General features: G+C 65.8%; 21 protein-coding genes and 1 riboswitch. Of the genes, 12 read left to right on the top strand and 9 right to left on the bottom strand.

Annotated features, from left to right (window positions below; all coding sequences use genetic code 11):
• Positions 1–239: 239 nt before the first annotated feature.
• Positions 240–1,157 carry a hypothetical protein gene (locus tag ACO054_RS08220; protein ID WP_421709948.1) on the bottom strand — a complete coding sequence of 306 codons (918 nt, stop codon included), beginning with the start codon at positions 1,155–1,157 and terminating at the stop codon, positions 240–242.
• A gap of 363 nt (positions 1,158–1,520) precedes the next feature.
• Here ACO054_RS08220 and ACO054_RS08215 point away from each other — a divergent pair, with 363 nt between their 5' ends.
• From ACO054_RS08215 to ACO054_RS08170, 10 genes are all read left to right on the top strand, one after another.
• Entirely contained in the window at positions 1,521–2,660 is a 1,140-nt protein-coding gene (locus tag ACO054_RS08215; protein ID WP_421709947.1) for an isobutyryl-CoA dehydrogenase, read from the top strand.
• A gap of 118 nt (positions 2,661–2,778) precedes the next feature.
• The gene (locus ACO054_RS08210) at positions 2,779–3,840 is read left to right on the top strand and encodes an enoyl-CoA hydratase/isomerase family protein (RefSeq protein WP_421709946.1); all 1,062 of its coding nucleotides are present in this window, start codon (positions 2,779–2,781) and stop codon (positions 3,838–3,840) included.
• Between the two features lie 75 nt (positions 3,841–3,915).
• Positions 3,916–4,821, top strand: coding sequence for a 3-hydroxyisobutyrate dehydrogenase (gene mmsB / locus ACO054_RS08205; RefSeq protein ID WP_421709945.1), 906 nt, complete (start codon positions 3,916–3,918; stop codon positions 4,819–4,821).
• A gap of 90 nt (positions 4,822–4,911) precedes the next feature.
• Entirely contained in the window at positions 4,912–5,568 is a 657-nt protein-coding gene (locus tag ACO054_RS08200; RefSeq protein ID WP_421709944.1) for a glutathione S-transferase family protein, read from the top strand.
• Positions 5,569–5,593: 25 nt separating this feature from the next.
• Positions 5,594–6,223, top strand: a complete 630-nt coding sequence (locus ACO054_RS08195; protein WP_421709943.1) for a LysE family translocator — start codon at positions 5,594–5,596, stop codon at positions 6,221–6,223.
• A gap of 60 nt (positions 6,224–6,283) precedes the next feature.
• Positions 6,284–6,430, top strand: a riboswitch (FMN riboswitch).
• Between the two features lie 73 nt (positions 6,431–6,503).
• Complete coding sequence (locus ACO054_RS08190; RefSeq protein WP_421709942.1) at positions 6,504–7,019, top strand: 6,7-dimethyl-8-ribityllumazine synthase; 516 nt, start codon at positions 6,504–6,506, stop codon at positions 7,017–7,019.
• Positions 7,020–7,114: 95 nt separating this feature from the next.
• Positions 7,115–7,570 carry a MerR family transcriptional regulator gene (locus ACO054_RS08185; RefSeq protein ID WP_421709941.1) on the top strand — a complete coding sequence of 152 codons (456 nt, stop codon included), beginning with the start codon at positions 7,115–7,117 and terminating at the stop codon, positions 7,568–7,570.
• A complete protein-coding gene (locus ACO054_RS08180) occupies positions 7,567–8,028 on the top strand; it encodes a PaaI family thioesterase (protein ID WP_421709940.1) in 462 nt (153 codons plus the stop codon). The genes ACO054_RS08185 and ACO054_RS08180 overlap by 4 nt, the downstream gene beginning before the upstream one ends.
• Positions 8,029–8,078: 50 nt before the next feature.
• Positions 8,079–9,251: an isovaleryl-CoA dehydrogenase gene (locus ACO054_RS08175; RefSeq protein WP_421709939.1), complete on the top strand. Its 1,173-nt coding sequence runs from the start codon at positions 8,079–8,081 to the stop codon at positions 9,249–9,251.
• Between the two features lie 340 nt (positions 9,252–9,591).
• Positions 9,592–10,059 (top strand): MarR family winged helix-turn-helix transcriptional regulator, encoded by a 468-nt coding sequence (locus ACO054_RS08170; RefSeq protein WP_421709938.1) that lies wholly within the window; start codon positions 9,592–9,594, stop codon positions 10,057–10,059.
• Positions 10,060–10,085: 26 nt separating this feature from the next.
• Here ACO054_RS08170 and ACO054_RS08165 read toward each other — a convergent pair whose 3' ends face one another.
• The 6 genes from ACO054_RS08165 to ACO054_RS08140 form a co-directional block, all read right to left on the bottom strand.
• A complete protein-coding gene (locus tag ACO054_RS08165; protein ID WP_421709937.1) occupies positions 10,086–10,841 on the bottom strand; it encodes an LrgB family protein in 756 nt (251 codons plus the stop codon).
• On the bottom strand, positions 10,838–11,212 hold the full coding sequence (locus tag ACO054_RS08160; RefSeq protein WP_421709936.1) for a CidA/LrgA family protein: 375 nt from the start codon (positions 11,210–11,212) through the stop codon (positions 10,838–10,840). Before ACO054_RS08160 ends, ACO054_RS08165 begins: the two co-directional genes overlap by 4 nt.
• Before the next feature lie 10 nt (positions 11,213–11,222).
• On the bottom strand, positions 11,223–11,582 hold the full coding sequence (locus ACO054_RS08155) for a type II toxin-antitoxin system RelE/ParE family toxin (protein WP_421709935.1): 360 nt from the start codon (positions 11,580–11,582) through the stop codon (positions 11,223–11,225).
• Positions 11,579–11,809 (bottom strand): type II toxin-antitoxin system ParD family antitoxin, encoded by a 231-nt coding sequence (locus ACO054_RS08150; protein WP_421709934.1) that lies wholly within the window; start codon positions 11,807–11,809, stop codon positions 11,579–11,581. The genes ACO054_RS08155 and ACO054_RS08150 overlap by 4 nt, the downstream gene beginning before the upstream one ends.
• 69 nt (positions 11,810–11,878) lie before the next feature.
• Positions 11,879–12,832: a patatin-like phospholipase family protein gene (locus ACO054_RS08145; RefSeq protein ID WP_421709933.1), complete on the bottom strand. Its 954-nt coding sequence runs from the start codon at positions 12,830–12,832 to the stop codon at positions 11,879–11,881.
• 101 nt (positions 12,833–12,933) lie between these two features.
• Positions 12,934–14,043 (bottom strand): mandelate racemase/muconate lactonizing enzyme family protein, encoded by a 1,110-nt coding sequence (locus ACO054_RS08140; RefSeq protein WP_421709932.1) that lies wholly within the window; start codon positions 14,041–14,043, stop codon positions 12,934–12,936.
• 172 nt (positions 14,044–14,215) lie between these two features.
• Here ACO054_RS08140 and ACO054_RS08135 point away from each other — a divergent pair, with 172 nt between their 5' ends.
• Positions 14,216–15,376, top strand: a complete 1,161-nt coding sequence (locus tag ACO054_RS08135) for an iron-containing alcohol dehydrogenase (protein ID WP_421709931.1) — start codon at positions 14,216–14,218, stop codon at positions 15,374–15,376.
• A 4-nt stretch (positions 15,377–15,380) separates the two neighbouring features.
• Here ACO054_RS08135 and ACO054_RS08130 read toward each other — a convergent pair whose 3' ends face one another.
• Both ACO054_RS08130 and ACO054_RS08125 read right to left on the bottom strand, forming a co-directional pair.
• Positions 15,381–15,995 carry a pyridoxamine 5'-phosphate oxidase family protein gene (locus tag ACO054_RS08130; RefSeq protein WP_421709930.1) on the bottom strand — a complete coding sequence of 205 codons (615 nt, stop codon included), beginning with the start codon at positions 15,993–15,995 and terminating at the stop codon, positions 15,381–15,383.
• Complete coding sequence (locus tag ACO054_RS08125; RefSeq protein ID WP_421709929.1) at positions 15,992–17,221, bottom strand: acyl-CoA dehydrogenase; 1,230 nt, start codon at positions 17,219–17,221, stop codon at positions 15,992–15,994. The genes ACO054_RS08130 and ACO054_RS08125 overlap by 4 nt, the downstream gene beginning before the upstream one ends.
• A 272-nt stretch (positions 17,222–17,493) precedes the next feature.
• Here ACO054_RS08125 and ACO054_RS08120 point away from each other — a divergent pair, with 272 nt between their 5' ends.
• Positions 17,494–18,759 (top strand): adenylate/guanylate cyclase domain-containing protein, encoded by a 1,266-nt coding sequence (locus tag ACO054_RS08120; protein ID WP_421709928.1) that lies wholly within the window; start codon positions 17,494–17,496, stop codon positions 18,757–18,759.
• The last annotated feature ends 15 nt before the right edge of the window (positions 18,760–18,774 follow it).

Here is an 18,774-nt window from a genome sequence, read left to right as displayed (position 1 = left end):
ATCCCGGGAGCCGGTTCGGCCGGCCAGACCAGACGGGGCGGGCGCTGCGGCGCCGGACCCGGATAAAACAAAACCCGCCGCGGCAAGCCGGGCGGGATCATCCGCCTCTCTTTAGCCGCATTTCTAAAGCGCCCGCAATCTGAGGTTCAAATCGGCGCTGGAAAGAACGTGCGTCACCTTCGACTTTCAGTCAAGTGCAATCAGACAGTCCGGCAAAAGAGACGTCAGTCGGACTCTCTTTAGGCAACCTCACCCATGAAGGGGATTGAGATATCCTGTCGTATCTCCGCGATGCAGAGAACCAGAGGTTCGCCCTTGAGGTTGTGGCTCGGCAGAAGCAGGCGCCGGTAGGGAACCCAGGTTGGTTCCTCGCTCTCGGGTAGGATCAACGAGCGGATATCCTCCAGATGCGGCCGTCCTGACGCCGTGACCTCCTGGTAGGCCAGCAACAAGCGGTTGAGTTGGTCCGGCAGCAGCCAGGGGAAGTCGCAAAGTACACCCTCGAAGCTTTTCGCCACGCTTGGACCTAGCGCCTCGGTCAGGGCATGCCGTGCGCCCACGTGGTGGATCCTGGCACTGGTCTGGCGCTGTCTCGGCGGCGACATGACGAGCATATGTTCGGCCAGCCAGGCGATCGGCCGGTTGTGTGCCCAAATACGATCGGAGGCCTCCCAAGCTGCAAGCGCGCGGGCCGTCAGGGGTACGTCCTCGCGCACGAATTCCGAACGCGCCAACTTAGGCTCGTGAGGCGACAGACGGGCGACCGTCAGCGGCGCGATAAAGGCGACGTTGCGGAAATTGCGAGTCCGATCGAGCCGTCGTGCCGCTGCGCGATGGTCCGTGAAAACCTCCCGGTTCCAGCCGCCGTGGAAGAAGTCGAGATGAATCTCGCGGTAGCGCTCCTGCAAAATGCAGGTCTCGACCGCCTTCAGGCTTTGGGGATCGACATGACGGACGTCCCACTTCGCGTAGAGGCAGCCGTTCTGGATCAGGACGCGCACCATGCCGAGCCAGCGAAAGGCGTGGCCTTGCTGGCGCTCGGCAATCGGCTCGCGCAGGTGTTCGAAGGGACTTGCCGGATCGACCCCGTGCCACTGGCCCAGATCGTCGATCCAGTAAAGGCAATTCGCCGACTTGATCACCGTGGCTATCGACACTTTGGAGACCTATCCCTACTGGATTGCCCTGCCGGTCTGCCCCTGACCTTTATCCGGGCCGGCGGTTCGCCGCGTTAACTGCCTTGCCGGACCCGACTTCCCAGCATTTTGCCGCGTCGCATCCTATTGGTGAAGGCCTTAATGAATCTTACCGATTGCCCCGGCGCGGGCAGGATCCGCTCGGTTCATCCGCCGCGCGTACCGACGGGCTGCGACTGCTCTCTACAGTGGCTAGCGTTGACAGGTGCAAGACCGCCTCTATCATCCCGATCTTTAGTCTTTGGCCGAGTAAGGAAAACCTCGGCCCAATAAGTTAAACAAAATAAAAGACGATAAAATAAGTCTAAAACAGGCGGGCAAAATATGAACTTCGGGCTGAGCGAGGATCAGCAGGCTTTCCAGGATATGGCGCGAAGGTTCGCTCTGGAGGAGATGGCTCCTCAGGCGGCGAGCTGGGACGAGGGCCGGACCTTTCCGGTGGGCAGCTTGCGCAAGGCGGCCGCGCTCGGCTTTGCCGGAATATACATTGGCGAGGATGTCGGCGGGTCGAACCTTAGTCGCCTGGACGCCACGATCATCTTCGAGGAGCTGGCGGCGGCCTGTCCCTCAACGGCGGCCTACATCTCGATCCACAACATGGCTTGCTGGATGATTGATCACTTCGGCAGTTCCGAACAGCGCCGGACCTGGCTGCCGAAGCTAACCACGATGGAGCAGTTCGCGAGCTACTGCCTGACCGAACCGGGACATGGTTCAGACGCCGGCAATCTGACCACCAGGGCGGAACGCTCGGGCGATCACTATCTGCTCAACGGACAGAAGGCCTTCATCTCCGGCGGCGGCGAGTCGGATGTTTACGTCGTCATGTGCCGGACGGGCGGGGAGGGCCCGAAGGGAATTTCCAGCCTGGTGGTGCCGAAAGACACGCCCGGCCTTTCCTTCGGCAAGAAAGAGGAGAAACTCGGCTGGAACAGCCAGCCGACCCGCGCAGTGATCTTCGAAGATGCCCGCGTTCCGGTCGCGAACCGTTTGGGCGAGGAGGGGATCGGCTTCAAGGTCGCCATGATGGGACTGGACGGCGGGCGGTTGAACATTGGCGCCTGTTCCATCGGCGGCGCGCGTTTCTGCCTGGAGCAGGCGCGCGACTACATGAAACAGCGCCGCCAGTTCGGCCGTGCGCTGGCAGAGCTGCAGGCCCTGCAGTTCAAGCTGGCCGATATGGCCACAGACCTGGAGGCGGCACGGCTTCTGATCCGTCAGGCCGCCTGCCTGCTGGATGCCAAGCATCCCGACGCGACGCAGCACTGTGCCATGGCCAAGCGCTTCGCGACCGATGCGGGTTTCGCCATCGTCAACGATGCGCTGCAGCTGCACGGCGGCTACGGTTACATCCGCGAATACCCGATCGAACGCTATCTGCGCGACCTGCGGGTGCATCAGATCCTGGAGGGCACCAACGAGATCATGCGCATGATCGTCGGCAGACAGCTTCTGGCCGATTGAGCCCTTTCCTCTTGCCGGTCGAGGTCGCTTCGCTGGACAAAGCCGCCGCTTTTGCGCTTCCTTGCGGCCGCCCGTCGGAGAGCGGGTCCGAAACGCGAGAGGGAAGACGCAGGAGCCGATGAGCCAAGAGCCCGAGATCGAATTCGAAACCCGCGGCCCGCTGGCCGTCGTCACGCTGAACCGCCCGAAGGCGTTGAACGCCCTGACCCTCGGCATGATCCGCGCTCTGCAGCCGAAGCTGGAGGCCTGGGCGGACGACGAAGCGATCAAGGCCGTGGCCATCAAGGGAGCGGGGGAGAAGTCCTTCTGTGCCGGCGGCGACGTGCGCGCGGTCTGGCAGGCGGGCCAGGAGGGCGGCGCGCTGACGCGCGAGTTCTTCTATGAGGAATACAGGCTCAATCGCACCATCCACGTCTTCCCCAAGCCCTACGTGGCCTTGATCGACGGCATCGTGATGGGCGGCGGAATCGGCCTGTCGGTCCACGGGTCGCACCGGGTGGCTGGCGACCGGACGCTGGCGGCGATGCCGGAAACGGCCATTGGTCTCTTCCCCGATGTCGGCGGGAGCTGGTTCCTGCCACGCCTACCGGGTCGTCTCGGCATCTGGATGGCCCTGACCGGCGCGCGCCTGAAGGCGGCCGACGCCCTCTATGCCGGTGTCGCGACCGACTACGTGCCCGCAGCCGACTACGGCGAACTGGAGGGTGCGCTGGCGCAGGCCTTGACCGAAGGCGACGACGCCGCGGCGGCTGTCGACGCCGTCATCGCGCGCTTCGCGGCCGATCCCGGCCCCGCGCCCCTCGCGGAACGGCGGGCGGAGATCGATCGACTGTTCGCGGCCGACGGGGTCGCAGAGATCCTGGCGGCCTTGAAGGCGGACGCCGGCGACTGGGCGAAGAGCCAGCTCGAAATCCTGGAAAGCCGCTCGCCGACCTCCATGAAGGTCACGGCCGAGCAGCTTCTGCGCGGGCGCGGCCTGGATTTCGATGCCTGCATGACCATGGAGTACCGGATGAGCCAAGCCGCCATGGCCGGTCACGACTTCTACGAGGGCATTCGCGCCGTGCTGGTCGACAAGGATCATGCCCCCAAGTGGCAGCCGGCCAGCCTCGGCGAGGTCGGTGCAGAGATGCTGGAAGCCTACTTCGCCGAACCGGCTTCCGGCGACCTCAGGTTTTGACGCTGCACGTCCACCCGGTGCCGTAGAAGCGACCGGCGGGCGAGTCCAAACAGAAAAAATCGGGAGGAGGACGGCATGGCGGACATCGGCTTCATCGGACTCGGCAACATGGGTGGTCCGATGGCGAGGAATCTTGTCGCGGCCGGCCACGCCGTAAAAGGGTTCGACGTCACGTTTGCCGCCGTCGAGGCAGCGAAGGCCGCCGGTATCGCGCCCGTCGAAACGGCGGCCGAGGCCGCCCGCGACGTCGAGGTCGTCTTCACCATGCTGCCGGCCGGCCGTCATGTGCGCGGCATCTACCTGGGAGACGGCGGCGAGGGTGTCATCGCCGCGGCGCGGTCGGGAACGGTCATGATCGACAGCTCGACCATCGACATTTCCTCTGCGCGCGCGGTTCACGCGGCGGCGGCGGAGGCCGGTCACCTTATGGTCGACGCGCCGGTGTCCGGTGGCGTCGGCGGGGCGGAGGCTGGCACGCTCACCATGATGGTCGGTGGCGCCGACGCGGCCTTTGCGGCGGCCGAACCCTACCTGGAGATCGTGGGCGGCAAGGTGATCCACGCCGGCGGCGCGGGCAACGGCCAGGTCGCCAAGGTCTGTAACAACATGATCCTCGGGATTTCGATGATCGCCATTTCCGAGGCCTTCACCCTCGGCGAGAAGCTGGGGCTCGACCCCAAGGTGCTGTTCGACATCTCCTCGACCGCCTCGGGCTCCTGCTGGGCGATGCTGCATCACAACCCGGTGCCGGGCGTCGTCGAGACGGCCGCCGCCAACCGAAACTACAAGCCCGGCTTCGCCACCGCGATGATGCATAAGGATCTGCAGCTCGCTCAGGCGGCGGCGCAGGAGGCGGGGGCCGCGACACCGCTCGGCGCCGAGGCGGCCGCCCTCTACACGCTCTTCGCCAACGCCGGAAACGCCGATCTGGACTACTCGGCCATCATCAAGCTGATCGCCGGCACGTCGAAGACGCCTTAGCTTCGCTCATGCGTGACATGAGGCTTTGTTGCTTGTCGCCCTCTGCGCCGCGTCGCAGTCTCGCGCGGACGAGAACGGGAAGGGCGGACCATGAAGCTTTACTGGAACCTGCGCTGCGGCTCCTTCGCGCCGGAGGCCGTGGCGGTGGAGGCGGGGCTGAGCTACGAACGGGTGCGGGCCGATCACCGGTCGAGCGATCCGGCCGAGCGCGCCGGCTACGAGGAGCTGAAGCGCCATAATCCCATGGGGCAGATCCCCACGCTGTTGCTGGATGACGGCCAGGTCGTCACCGAGTCCGCTGCCATCGCTCTTTGGTTTGCAGAGCTGAAGCCCGAGGCCGGCTTGTTGCCCCCGCCGGGAACGCCGGAGCGTGCCTTGGCCCTGCGCTGGCTGATGTTCCTAGCCTGTGAGGTCTATCCCGTGGATCTGCTGGAAAGCTATCCCCAGCGCTACGTCTCCGCGCCCGAGCACGCCGATTCCGTGACGAAGGCGGCCAGTGCGCGCATCGACCGCGACTGGGCCATCGTGGAGGAGGCCTTGAGCGAGAGAGCGGGCGAGGGGCCCTTTTGGCTGGGCGAGACCTTCTGCTTGACCGACCTCTATACGGCCATGGTTCTTGCTTGGCATCGCGATGCCGGCGACTTCGTGAGTCGCTCTCCCAGACTCAAGCGGCTTCTGGAGGCGACGGTCACTCGCCCGAAGATCGCACCGCTCTGGACGGACTACGACCTCGGTTCGCGTTTGTAGGAGTTGCCTTTCGGAGACTCGGATTTTGGAACCCTGGAGTATCTTCGCCACTGTCATGGCCCTGTATCTCCTGGCCGCCATGACGCCCGGTCCGAATCTGCTGGTGACCGTACAGGCGAGCATCTCCGGCGGGCGAGGCAGCGGCCTGTCCGTCGTTCTCGGGATCGTCGTCGCCTCGGTGATCTGGGCGGCGGGCAGTTTGCTGGGTCTCAATCTGCTCTTCGCTTTGGCCCCCTGGCTTCATGGCGCCATGATGATCGCGGGTGGTGCCTTCCTGATCTGGATGGGCCTGAACCTGCTGCGCAGTGCTTGGCGGCCGCCGGTGATCCGAAGTGATGGCGACTTGCCGTCGCGGCCCTCGGGCTGGCGCGGTTTCCGCCAGGGCTTGTTGGTCAATCTGGCCAATGCCAAGTCGGCGGCCTTCTATTCCAGCCTTTTCGCCGTCTCGGTCCCGCCCGAGGCCCCAGGCTGGCTGGTCGCCGCCCTGGTCGGGGCGGTGGGACTCGGTGCCGGCGGTTGGTACGGCAGCATGGCGCTGCTCGTGACTCTGCCTCCGATGGCCCGGCTCTACCGCCGCGCCGAACGCGGCCTGACGGCGCTCTCGGGTTTTGTCTTCATGGGCTTCGGCGTCAAGCTGCTGGCGGGTCGCACATAGTGCTTTCGCCCAAGAGGATGGCGCTCTAGGCTGAGCTGCGCGTCGCATTCTGCGGCAGCGCATTGTTCTCAGGGCGGGGTGAAAGTCCCCACCGGCGGTAAGCACCTCAGTGCAAGCCCGCGAGCGCCTTCCGCTTCGGCGGAAGGGTCAGCAGATCCGGTGCAACTCCGGAGCCGACGGTCACAGTCCGGATGGAAGAGAACAGTCGAGGGAGCCTGTCTCGCGAGGGACGGGCTCATCGCGATTGCTCGCCCTGATTCACGTCGATTGGAGACAAGACATGAATCAGCAGCGGTCCCCCTCTCAAATCTCTATCGCCTTCATCAAGGCCGGCTGGCATGCGGACATCGTCGAACGCTGCCGGACCGGCTTCCTGGAGGAACTGGCACGGCGCAAGCGCGACGACTGCCGTGTCGAGACCTTCGAAGTTCCCGGGTCCTTCGACATTCCCCTTCTGGCGAAGAAGCTCGCGGCGAGCGGCCGCTTCGACGCTGTGGTGGCGGCGGGTTTCGTCGTCGACGGCGGGATCTACCGGCACGACTTCGTGGCCTCGACGGTGATCGACGCGCTGATGCAGGTGCAACTGGAGACTGGCGTTCCCGTGGTCTCCGCCGTGCTGACGCCGCACCACTTTCAGGAACAGACCCCGCATCTGGATTTCTTCGCGGCGCACTTCCCGATCAAGGGGGCGGAGGCCGCCGGCGCCTGTTTGCAGATCCTGGAGACTCTCGCTCGCTTGGAGGAGAGTGCTTCGCCGAAGGGGCGTCCGGTGGAGGCCCCTGCGGCACTATCGTAGAGCGCTGCCTGACGCGGTCTCGCGGCCCGGTTTCGTGACCGGGCCGCTCGCTGCCTAGAATTGACGTTTACGTAAACGTCAATTATGTTTCGATTATGGTCGAGACACATCGCCAGATCTGTACTGCGGTTGAGGCGGCCGAGAAAACCTGGGGGATCGCCGACCTGGCGGCGGACTTCGAGACGACGGCGCGGGCGATCCGCTTCTACGAGGCCGAAGGTCTGCTGACGCCGAGGCGCGCGGGACAGCGGCGTATCTACAGCCGGCGCGACCGAACGCGGCTGCGGCTGATCCTGCGCGGCAAGCGGCTCGGCTTCTCTCTGGCCGAGATCCGGGAGATTTTCGGACTCTACGAGGATGCGGAGACCGGTGAGGCCGGTCAGCTCTCCCTGCTGCTCGGCCGGATCGCCGAACGGCGGGCCGCGCTGGAGTTCAAGCGCCGGGATCTGGCGGCGGCGCTGGAGGAGCTGGATGAGGTCGAGCGCGGTTGCCGCAGGCGGCTTGGCGAACTTACTGGCGGAAAGGCGGCTGACGGGAAAGCGGCGACATGACTGCACTGCAACCCGGCGATCCCGACTGGGAAACGAAGGTCCGGGAGTCCTTCGCACGCCAGGGCATTATGACCACCCTCGGAGCTGAGCTGACGCAGGTCGAGCCGGGTTTGGTCGAGATCGCTGTGGACTTCCGCGACGGCCTCTCTCAGCAGCACGGCTTCTTCCATGCCGGCGTCACCTCGACCCTGATGGATTCGGCTGGCGGCTATGCCGCCTTCAGCCTCTTTCCGGCGGACTCCTCGATCCTGACCGTCGAGTTCAAGATCAACCTTCTGGCGCCGGCAGAGGGCGAGCGGCTTCTGGCGCGGGGGCGCGTCTACAAGCCCGGCCGCACCCTGACCCTCTGCGATGTCGAGGGTTTCGTCATCGGCCCGAAGGGCCAGCGGATCTGCGCCAAGATGCAGCAGACCCTCATGCGGATCGACGGCCGTGCGGACCTGCCGGCCGCCGGCTGAGACCTACATCTCTTCAGACAGATTTCCTTACCCTTCGGAGACTCCGGCCCATGATTTCCAATCAGCTTCCCGCCCTCGATTTCGACCTCGGCGAGACGGCCGACCTGCTGCGCGACAGCGTCATGAGCTTCGCGCAGGAGAAGATCGCGCCTCTGGCGGCGGAGATCGACCGGACGGACAAATTCCCCCGCCAGCTTTGGCCGGAGATGGGTGCGCTCGGCCTGCACGGGATCACCGTGGAGGAGGAGGAGGGCGGCGCCGGCCTGGGCTACCTGGAGCACGTCGTCGCGATGGAGGAGGTCAGTCGGGCCAGCGCCTCGGTCGGCCTGTCCTACGGCGCTCACTCCAACCTCTGCGTCAACCAGATCCGCCGCAACGGCTCGGAAGAGCAGAAGCGCCGCTATCTGCCGAAACTGATCTCCGGAGAGCACGTAGGCTCCCTGGCCATGAGCGAGACGGGCGCGGGCTCCGACGTGGTCGGCCTGCGCACCCGTGCGGAGAAGAAGGGCGACCGCTACCTCCTCAATGGCTCGAAGATGTGGATCACCAACGCCAGCGAGGCCGAGACCCTGGTAATTTACGCCAAGACCGACCCCGAGGCTGGGTCGCGCGGCATCACCGCCTTCATCGTGGAGAAGGACTTCAAGGGCTTCTCCATCGCCCAGAAGCTGGACAAGCTCGGCATGCGCGGCTCGCCGACCTGCGAGCTGGTTTTCGAGGACTGCGAGGTGCCGGAGGAGAACGTGTTGGGCGCCGTCGGCAAGGGCGTCAACGTCCTCATGAGCGGTCTGGACTACGAGCGCGCGGTGCTGGCCGCCGGGCCGCTCGGTATCATGCAGGCCTGCATGGACGTGGTGCTGCCCTACGTGCACGAGCGCAAACAGTTTGGCCAGCCGATCGGCGAGTTCCAGCTCATGCAGGGCAAGCTGGCCGACCTCTACACCACCATGAACGCCTGCAAGAGCTACGTCTACGCGGTGGCCAAAGCCTGTGACGCCGGCCGGACCACCCGCATGGACGCGGCCGGCGCGATCCTCTACGCCGGTGAGAAGGCGACCTGGATGGCGCTTGAGGCGATCCAGGTGCTGGGCGGCAACGGCTACATCAACGAGTACCCGACCGGCCGGCTGCTGCGCGACGCCAAGCTCTACGAGATCGGCGCAGGCACCAGCGAGATCCGCCGCTGGCTGATCGGCCGCGAACTCTTCGAGCAGACCGCCTGACGGCTCGCTTTCTCCGATCTTAGCCGGTCGGAGCCTGACGATGGGTTGCCCAAGCGACACATTCTGAACCCCTTGGCAAACGCGCTCCGCTGCCGCACAGAACTCTGCGTGCAAATTCATTCGTATGCGGTGTAAGATGCGCAGCTATGGCGGGAACAGACGGAAGCGGTCGAAAGACCGCGACCGGACCCGAGATGGGTCGGATGCCTGCAAAGCCGCGCTTGACAAGACGGTGCCGAAACACCCAGGTAACCTGCGGTGGGTGGCCTTTAAGGGCGCCTTAACCCGCCTCTGCGCCTAATGGCTGTGAAAGATCGTATTTTAGACTGGAGGATGTGCCGTGCTGGCCGCCTATCTCGATTCTCTCCAGGTTGTCGAGCGTCTGCACCGTCAGCTGCTGGAAGTCATAAAGTCCGAGCTCGACCAGCGCGGAATCCGCGACGTCAACAACGTCCAGGCCCTGATCCTCTTCAATATCGGCGACGAAGAGGTGACGGTCGGCGAGCTGACGCTGCGCGGCTACTATCTGGGCAGCAACGTCTCCTACAACGTCAAGAAGCTGGTCGAAAACGGCTACCTGATCCAGGAGCGCTCGCTGCACGATCGCCGCTCCTTTAATGTACGCGCATCCGACGATGGCCGTAACATTTGTAAGATGCTGGCCGACTTCTTCGCACGTCATGCGGGTGATATGGGCGAGAGCGGTCTGGTCGAGTCCGAGTTGGAAGAGTCGACCAAGACCCTGGAACGCCTGCTGCGCTTTCTTAGTGCGCCGCAGCGCCTCAGCCGTCTAAGCCCCGCCGCCTAGAAGACTATTCGGTCTCTGGGCTCTTCCTAGCCGAAGAGGCGAAGTAACAGCGGCACCAGCAACGCCGTGGCTAGCCCGTTGAGTCCCATCGCCAGGGACGAGAAGGCGCCGGCCACTTCATTGATCTGCAGCGCGCGGGCGGTCCCGATACCATGGGCCGACAGGCCGATGGCGAAGCCCCGCGCCCGCCAGTCTCTGATACGAAGCAGGTTCAGCGTTCCGGTCGCCAGGACCGCGCCCAGGATCCCCGTCAGAATCACCAGGACTGCGGTCAGCGAGGGCAGGCCGCCAATAGCCTCCGACACGCCCATGGCGATCGGCGTCGTGACCGACTTTGGGGCCAGACTGAGCAGCGTTTCTTCGGTCGCGCCCAGCAGCCAGCCGATACCAATGGCGCTGCCGACCGCCGTTGCGGCACCGCCGATCAGGGCGACCAGCAGCGGCAGGAGCGTGCGCCTAAGAGCGCGGACGTTGCGGTAGAGCGGCACCGCCAGCGCCACCGTCGCCGGCCCCAGAAGAAAGTGCACGAACTGGGCGCCGTCGAAGTAGGTCCGGTAGCTGGTGTCGGTGACGACCAGCAGCCCGACCAGCAGCAGCACGGCGATCAGGACCGGATTGGCCCAGGGGCTGAGGCCGGCGCGGCGGTAGACCCAGTCGCCCAGAAGGTAGGCAGCCAGGGTCAGTGTCAGGAAGAGCAGAGGCGAGGCCGAGAGGTAGACCCAGACCTCGTAGAGTTCGCTCGCGACCGGATCGAGCGGCGCCTGAATGTCCGGCTCGCTCATTCCTTGCGCTCTTCCTGCCGTGCCTCGGCCCCGGTCAGCCGCGCCGTCAGCGAGAGCAGCAACGCCGTGACCGTGACGGTCAGGACCGCGCTGCCGATCAGGGCGGCCAGGATCGGCCACCACTCGGCGCGCACGAGATCGAGATGCAGCATGACTCCGACCCCGGCCGGTACGAACAGCAGGGCGAGGTTGTTGAGCAGGCCGCCGGCCACCTGGCCCAGCTCTTCTGGCGGCTCCCCGCCCCGGATCAGGAGGCCGAGGAACAGCAGCGCCATGCCGACCACCGGGCCCGGAACCGGCAGGTCGATCAGCCGTACGGCGGCTTCGCCGATCAGCTGGCAGAGCAGAAGCAGAGTGACGAAGAAAAGCACCCTTCAGGCCCTACTCTTGAACGGGGTCCGGTTCCCGCATCCAGGCGGGAATGTCGCGTTCGCCGTGAAGTACCCGCCACACATCGAGATAATCGGCGCATTCGAGATAGAATGCCAGGTAGGGAAAGCGCTTGAGCGGCCAGCCTCTCAGCCCGGGGAGCTCCAGTTCCTGGCCGTACCGCGGAGACCCACTTTCCGGATGGTCCGAGATCTGTCGAAAGGCGGCTTCCAGAGCCTCGATAAAGCCGAGCGCGGTGTCAGCTCCGGCTTCGAGCAGATAACGGTCTATGGCCTCCTGGATATCGGTCTTCGCGCGTTCGCGCAGAGTCACCGGTTTGGTCACCGGCTTGGTCACCGGCTTGCCTGTCACGTCTTTCGCGAACCCTCAACCTGCCGGCGAAGGCCGTCGAAATAGGTGCGGTCGGCAGGCGAAGACCGCTCCGACTCAAGCCCCTCCAACAGGAGGTCTCGAAGGCGGTGCCGTTCCTGGTCGCGGCGGATCAGGTAGCGGACGTACTCGCTGGAGCTGCCGTAGCCCTGCGAGGCGACCTGGTCGTCGACGAAGGACTTCAGGCTGTTCGGGAGGGAGATGTTCATCGTCGTCATGCTGTCAGACTGGGCGCTTTGGCAAATTTTGGCAAGTCGAGTCCTCTCCAAGTCCGACGATCAGTCCAGGATACCCGCCAGATCCTCCAGCGAGTCGCGTAGGGCGGCACGGCCTGCCGCGATGGCTTCCTCGGCGCGATTGAATTCCAGCAGCGCCATGTTCTGCAGGGCTGGTTCGATCAGCAGGTCGGGCGGGTCGGCGGCCAGCCGGCTGCGCGTCACGTAGTCCTGAAGGATGTGGATCGAGCCGAAGACCACATCCAGGTAGCGTGGAATGTCCGCCTGCAGGGCCGAGGCCGGTGTGTGGGCGAGCAGGGCGCGCAGGCCGGAATCCTGGGGCAGGGTGCGCAGTAGCGTCTTCACGCCGGGTAGCGGGAAGCGGGGACGGCCCGGACTGCGCCGCTGCGACTGCCTGTGCTGTCGGCGCTGCTGCCGGCGGTTGGCCATCTTGGAGTTGAGATTGACCGCAATGACCCGTTTGGCGCCCAGCGTCCGGGCGAGGGTGACCGGCACTGGATCGACGATGCCTCCGTCGACCAGCCAAAGGTCGCCGCGCTTGACCGGTGCGAACAGCCCCGGCATCGCGAGAGACGCCAGCACGCCCTCGGCCAGCGGCCCTTCGTCGAGCGCGATTTCCAGGCCGCTGTAGAGATCTGTGGCGACGCAGGCGAAGCGGGGCGCGAGGTCTTCGATAGCCTCGCCGTGATGGGGTTTCAGCAGCCGTCGGATCAGACGGCCGCCGCCCAGCAGCCCGCCGTTGGCGATCCGGAGGTCCAGCGTTCGCAAGGCGTCGAGACGGTTGAAGGTGAGCGCCCAGTCGGCCAAGCGCTCCAACCCGCCGCAGACGTAGGCGCCGCCCACCAGAGCGCCGATGGAGGAGCCGACCACGATGTCGGGTCGGATGCCGGCGGCCTCCAGTTCCTGCAAGATGCCGATGTGCGCCCAGCCACGCGCCGAGCCGCTGCCGAGTACCAGGCCCAGTTTCGGCCGGGTCTGCTTGGCTCTGCCTGCCACCGCCGCAGTCTCCTTCGATGCGGGACCGGCCGATGCGGGACCGGCCGATGCGGAACCGGCCAATGCGGAACCGGCGAGTGTCGTCTTTGCGCGTCTCGGGCTCACCCGATCCGCGTCTCCGACAGCCGGTCCTCGTCCAGGTCGATCCCCAGGCCAGGAGCTTCGCCCAGGATCAGCTGGCCCTCGTCGTTGGCCACCACGGCCTCGGTCAAGCCGAAGTCGCGCCGCTCCGGCGTCCAGGTCGGCGGGTCGAGGGGATATTCCAGGAAGCGACAGCCGCCAACGCCGGCGGAGAGATGTGCGTTGGCCAGCAGGCCGATGCCGTGCCCCCAGGTGTGCGGTGTGAACTCCAGACCGGCGTCGAAGGCGCTTTGCGCCACGCGCCGCAGGCCGCTGATGCCGCCGGTGCAGACGACGTCGGTCTGCAGAACGTCGAGACAGCGGCGGGCAACGATCTCCCGCAGTTCGTGCAGCTCGCGGGTCATCTCGCCGCCGGCGATACGCAGCTCGACCGCATCGCGCAGCCTTGCCATGCCCTCGTAGTCGCCGCGATGAAGCGGCTCCTCCATCCAGTAGATTTCCAGGTCCTCCAGGCACCGGGCGACCTGCAGGGCATCCTTGAAGGTCCAGGGCAGGGCGGTATCCCAGGGCATGCGCCAGGCTTGATTGCAGTCGACCATCAGCTCAAGGTCCCGCCCGACCGCTTCGCGAAGCTGCTCCAGGACCGCGATATCCTGGCGCCAGTGCGGGCGCTGGAAACGGACCTTCAGGGCCGAAAAGCCTTCCTCGCGCAGCGCCTGGGCCAGATCGACCAATTCCGCGCCGTCGCGCAGAGAGCCGGAGGAGGCGTAGAGCGGCACCCTGTCGGAGGCGCCGCCGAGCAGCCGCCAGATCGGTTCGCCCAGGATCTTCCCGAACAGATCCCAGAGGGCGATGTCCAGCGGCCAGCAGCGCCCGTAGTGGAAGGACAGGTTCTCGATAACCCGGAAGTGCCGGTCGAGTTCGCGCGGATCCTGACCGACGAAGAGGTTCTCGTGCCCCGCGAAACCCGGCATGGCGTCGCCTGCCCCGATCCCGATCAGGCCGACGTCGGTTTCGACCCGCACGAGCTGCAGATCGAAGTGCCGGCGCGGGCGGGTGTCCCAGGAGGCCTGGAACGGCGGGTCGAGAGGCAGGCGATGAACGCTTTGAACGATACGCGTGATTTCCATGATTGAGGCTGTCGATCCCACCGGCTGAGGACAAAAAACGCGACGAGCCTGCGGATGGTGACCAAGGCCGTCAACGAAAAGGCTGTCCTGTCCTCAAGAAACCTCGACGCCGCTTCGGGCGCGCGGGTATAGCCTGCCGACTCTGCAGGGCCGGAGGGCAGGTAACGGGACGATGACTTTGATGGAATGGCAGCGCGGACCCCGCGCGATAAGCGGCGTCGGAGCGATGGATCGCTTGGGCGCCGAAGCGACGGCGCTTTCCGGTCGTCAGGGGCCGATCCTGCTGGTGGCGGATCCCGGCGTTCAGGCGCTCGCCGAGCGGGCGGAAACTTGCCTCGCGACGGCGGGCTGCGAGGTAGCGCGGTTTTCCGACCTGGCTGGCGACCCCAAGGCGGTGCAGGTGGAAGCCGCTGCTGCCCTGGCGCGCCAGAGCGGCGCCAGCCTCGTGATCGGACTCGGCGGCGGTTCGGCTTTGGATATCGCCAAGCTGGTGGCCGCCGTGGCCGGCGGTACCGCGCCAGTCCTCGACTATGCCTTGGCGGCGCGGCCCTTTCCCGAGGGAGCCTTACCGGTCATCGCGATTCCCACGACGGCCGGTACCGGGTCCGAGGCGACGCGAGTCGCCATCTTCTCCCGGCCGGATGAAACGGGCGACGATGTGAAGCTCTGGGCCTGGGGGCCGGAGCTGCAGCCTCGCTTGGCGATTCTGGATCCCGAAACCACCGTGGGCCTGCCTCCGCATCTGACGGCGGCGACGGGTGTGGATGCACTGGTCCATGCCATCGAGGCGGCAACCAACCGCAACGCCCACAGCTTCTCACAGGCGCCGGCATTGGAGGCGATCCGGTTGGTGGCCGGCAGTCTCGGGCGGGCCGTGGCCCAGGGCGACGATCTGGAGGCACGGGGGCAAGTCCAGCTTGCCGCCTTCCTCGCCGGGCAGGCGATCGACACGGCGGGCACGGGAATCGCACATGCTTTGGGTCATGCGCTCGGCACGCTCGGGCGGGTCCATCATGGCCACGCCGTAGGTCTGTCGCTTGCTGTGGCGCTCGCGTCGAACGCGGCGGCGGCACCCATGAAGCATACGGCCGTCGCGCGGGCACTGGGTCTCGAAGGCGACAACGCCCTCTCCGCCACCGCCTTGGCCGAGACCTATGACCGACTGCTCGAACAGGTCGGGCTCGACCGCGATCTCACGTCGCTCGATCTGGATCCGGTCGAACTGGCCGCAGAGGCGGGAACGCCCGAGAACGCGCCGATGCTCGCCAGCAACTGCCGCAGTTACGACGAGAAGGAGCTGCTCGACCTCTGCCGACGGCTGCTTACGGCGTGAGGGCTCAGTAAAGCCGCTTCTTGTAGGACTCTTGGATGCCGGCTTCCGTTTCCTCGGCATCCAGCCCGGCGATCTGATCGGCGATCATGCGGCCCAGGCTCGGGAAGCTCTCGCGCTCGATCCGGCTTTCCGGCTCCCAGAGTTTCGAGCGGATGAAGGCCTTGGCGCAGTGCAGGTAAGCCTCCTCCACCTCAATCAGTAGAGCGGAGGGCGGCAGGCGTCCTCCGACCGCCAAAGGCTGCAGCAAAGCGGAGTCCGTCACGATCCGGGCTTGGCCGTTGACCCTTAGGGTCTCGTTCATGCCGGGCACGAGGAAGAGCAGGCCGACTTTCGGGTTGGACAGGATGTTCGACAGACTGTCGATCAGCTTGTTGCCCGGCCGATCCGGCAGCAGCAGGCGCGTGTTGTCCAGTACCTGGACGAAACCCGGCGGGTCGCCGCGCGGGCTGACGTCCTGGTTGCCCTCGGCGTCGGAGGTGCCGAGCACGACGAAGGGCGAGGCGGCGATGAAAGCCCGGCAGTGGCCGTCCAGCCGCTCCAGCCGCTTGAGTTCGGTCGTCGCCTTGGGCGTTCCGTACTGCTCGCGCAGCGCCTGCAGGCTGGCGATCGTTCCGGTCATCCGAAGGCTTGCAGGCCCGTCTGCGCGCGGCCCAGGATCAGCGCGTGTACGTCGTGGGTCCCCTCGTAGGTGTTGACCGCCTCCAGGTTCATGACGTGCCGAATGACGTGATACTCGTCGGCGACGCCGTTGCCGCCGTGCATGTCGCGGCTGATCCGCGCGATATCCAGCGCTTTCCCGCAGGAATTCCGCTTCACGAGGCTGATCGCCTCCGGCATCAGCTTGCCTTCGTCCATCAGACGACCGACCCGCAGAGATGACTGGAGACCGAGCGCGATTTCGGTCTGCATGTCGGCCAGCTTCTTCTGGACCAGCTGGGTGGCCGCCAGGGGCTTGCCGAACATCTGGCGGTCCAGCGTGTAGCTGCGCGCGGCCTGCCAGCAGAACTCGGCGGCTCCCAACGCACCCCAGGCGATGCCGTAACGCGCGCGGTTGAGGCATTCGAAGGGGCCGCGCAGCCCGCTGGCGTTGGGCAGCAGATTCTCGTCGGGCACGAAGACCTCGTCCATGACGATTTCGCCGGTGGTCGAGGCCCGCAGAGAGAACTTGCCTTCGATCTTGGGCGCGGAGAGGCCCTTCATGCCCTTCTCCAGGATGAAGCCCTTGATCTTGTTGTCATGCGCCGTGGATTTCGCCCAGACGACGAAGACGTCGGCGATCGGCGAGTTGGTGATCCACATCTTGGCGCCCTTGAGGCTGTAGCCGCCGTCGACCTTGGTCGCCGTGGTGCGCATGGAGGCGGGGTCGGAGCCGGCATCCGGCTCGGTCAGGCCGAAGCAGCCGACCCATTCACCGGTCGCCAGTTTCGGCAGATACTTCTTACGCTGGCTCTCGTCGCCCCAGGCGTAGATCGGGTGCATGACCAGCGAGGACTGCACCGACATGGCGGAGCGGTAGCCGCTATCCACCCGCTCGACCTCGCGGGCCACAAGGCCATAGGACACGTAGTTCGCCCCCGCGCAGCCGTACTCCTCGGGCAGGGTCGAGCCGAGAAAGCCCAGTTCGCCAAGCTCGTTCATGATCTCGCGGTCGAAGCGCTCGTGCCGGTTCGCCTCCAGCACCCGCGGCATCAGCCGCTCTTGGCAGTACTGATAGGCCGCCTCGCGCACCATGCGTTCGTCTTCGCTCAGTTGCTCGTCCAGCAGGAAGGGATCGTCCCACTGAAAACGGGCGGCCGGGGCCTGGGTCGCGGGCTCGAGCTTGGCGGCGGGTTCTGCGGGACTCACTGGATCGTTCCTCCGGTAGTGCGTCGACGTTGTCCTGGACGCGGTTGGCGGCATGCCTCGCCGTAGCGGGCGCGATGCCGGACAGCCGGCCAAAGGTTGTATTCAATCGCCAGATATATGGCGGTTTCCGCTCTTGGGCTAGGCTAGGGGCATCATGGCCGCTATGTCACCGGTATATCTGGAAGACCTGCGGGGCAGAGCAACACCGCCTTAGCGTAATAGCACCGCCTTAGCGTCATAAGAGTCGACCTCTCGCGCCGAAAGACCGCCCGATGACCGCACTCCCGCCCGAGACCGCCGCCGCCTCCAGACGCGACATTCTGATCGACGAAGTCACGGACTGGCTGATGGAGCAGGCGCTGAAGGGCAGCACGCTCGAAGATCTGCTGACGGGCGCCCTGGACGGAATGATCGCCGCCGGCCTGCCCATCGCACGGGCCAACATCGGTCTTAGGACGCTGCACCCCCTGTTCGAAACGCTCACCTACACCTGGACCGCCGAATCCGGTCTCGTCGAGGAACACTTCCTGCACGGAAACGACAAGGTCAGCGAACAGTGGCGGCTGAGTCCGCTGCGGTGGTTGGTCGACCGAGGTGTGCCCTATCTCCGTCGCCGTCTTGCAGGCCCCGAAGCCATGCTGGACTTCCCGTTGTTGGAGGAACTCGCCGAACGGGGATTTACCGACTACTTCGGCTGGCTGTCCATCTTCGACGAGGAGCGGCACGACGGGGCCGTCGGCTCCTTCGCGACGACTCGACTGTCTGGCTTCACCGAGATGCAGGTGGCTGCACTTCAGCGCATTCAGTCGCGTTTGGCCGTCGCGCTGAAGGTCGTGATGCGCGAACAGCTCGCCCGGAACGTCCTCTCGGCCTACCTTGGCGAGGCAGCGGCGGAGAAGGTTCTCGACGGCCAGATCCAGCGCGGAGACGGCGAGGCGCTCCAGGCGGCCATCTGGTATTCGGATCTGCGCGGCTCGACCGAACTGGCCGAGCGGCTGGACCCGGAAGACTTCCTGGCGACCCTGGATACCTATTTCGACGCAACGGCCGGCGCCGTCATTGCCGAGGGCGGTCAAGTGCTGCTGCTGATCGGCGACGCGGTGCTGGCGATCTTTCCGGTCGAGGAGGGCGGCGCCTCGGACGCCTGCCGCCGGGCCTTGGCAGCGACCCGGCGTGCCCAGGCGGATATGGCTACGATCAACCTTCGCCGGTCGGCGGAGGGCGCGGCGCCTCTGCGATTCGGTCTCGGCCTGCATGTCGGGGAACTGCTGTTCGGCAACATCGGCACCCGGGAGCGGCTGGAGTTCACCGCCGTGGGACGGGCGGTCAACGTGGCCGCGCGGCTGGAGGAACTCTGCAAGACGCTCGATCGTCCTGTGCTGGCGAGCGCCGACTTCGCGACGTTGCTGCCGTCGGAAGCCTGGGAGGGCTTCGGTGCCCGCACGCTGCGGGGACTGGACGACCCGGTAGAGGTCGCGGCTTTGGCAGTCGAGCCGCCGCAGGAACAGGTCGCGGAGGCCGAACGGCGCGAGGCCTAAGCAGGGGAGCCTAAG

Source organism: Algihabitans sp. (genome assembly GCF_965226985.1).
In the GTDB taxonomy this organism is placed as follows: Bacteria; Pseudomonadota; Alphaproteobacteria; order Kiloniellales; family DSM-21159; genus Algihabitans.
Note: the sequence above shows the minus strand (reverse complement) of the source record. Positions and strands in the feature narration are given on the sequence as shown.

Bases quoted from the DNA above. Each gene is read 5' to 3' on its own strand.
- ACO054_RS08215 (WP_421709947.1), top strand. From the start codon at position 1,521: ATGAACTTCGGGCTGAGCGAGGATCAGCAGGCTTTCCAGGATATGGCG.
- ACO054_RS08210 (WP_421709946.1), top strand. From the start codon at position 2,779: ATGAGCCAAGAGCCCGAGATCGAATTCGAAACCCGCGGCCCGCTGGCC.
- mmsB (WP_421709945.1), top strand. From the start codon at position 3,916: ATGGCGGACATCGGCTTCATCGGACTCGGCAACATGGGTGGTCCGATG.
- ACO054_RS08200 (WP_421709944.1), top strand. From the start codon at position 4,912: ATGAAGCTTTACTGGAACCTGCGCTGCGGCTCCTTCGCGCCGGAGGCC.
- ACO054_RS08190 (WP_421709942.1), top strand. From the start codon at position 6,504: ATGAATCAGCAGCGGTCCCCCTCTCAAATCTCTATCGCCTTCATCAAG.
- ACO054_RS08185 (WP_421709941.1), top strand. From the start codon at position 7,115: ATGGTCGAGACACATCGCCAGATCTGTACTGCGGTTGAGGCGGCCGAG.
- ACO054_RS08180 (WP_421709940.1), top strand. From the start codon at position 7,567: ATGACTGCACTGCAACCCGGCGATCCCGACTGGGAAACGAAGGTCCGG.
- ACO054_RS08175 (WP_421709939.1), top strand. From the start codon at position 8,079: ATGATTTCCAATCAGCTTCCCGCCCTCGATTTCGACCTCGGCGAGACG.
- ACO054_RS08165 (WP_421709937.1), bottom strand. From the start codon at position 10,841: ATGAGCGAGCCGGACATTCAGGCGCCGCTCGATCCGGTCGCGAGCGAA.
- ACO054_RS08150 (WP_421709934.1), bottom strand. From the start codon at position 11,809: ATGAACATCTCCCTCCCGAACAGCCTGAAGTCCTTCGTCGACGACCAG.
- ACO054_RS08140 (WP_421709932.1), bottom strand. From the start codon at position 14,043: ATGGAAATCACGCGTATCGTTCAAAGCGTTCATCGCCTGCCTCTCGAC.
- ACO054_RS08135 (WP_421709931.1), top strand. From the start codon at position 14,216: ATGACTTTGATGGAATGGCAGCGCGGACCCCGCGCGATAAGCGGCGTC.
- ACO054_RS08130 (WP_421709930.1), bottom strand. From the start codon at position 15,995: ATGACCGGAACGATCGCCAGCCTGCAGGCGCTGCGCGAGCAGTACGGA.
- ACO054_RS08120 (WP_421709928.1), top strand. From the start codon at position 17,494: ATGACCGCACTCCCGCCCGAGACCGCCGCCGCCTCCAGACGCGACATT.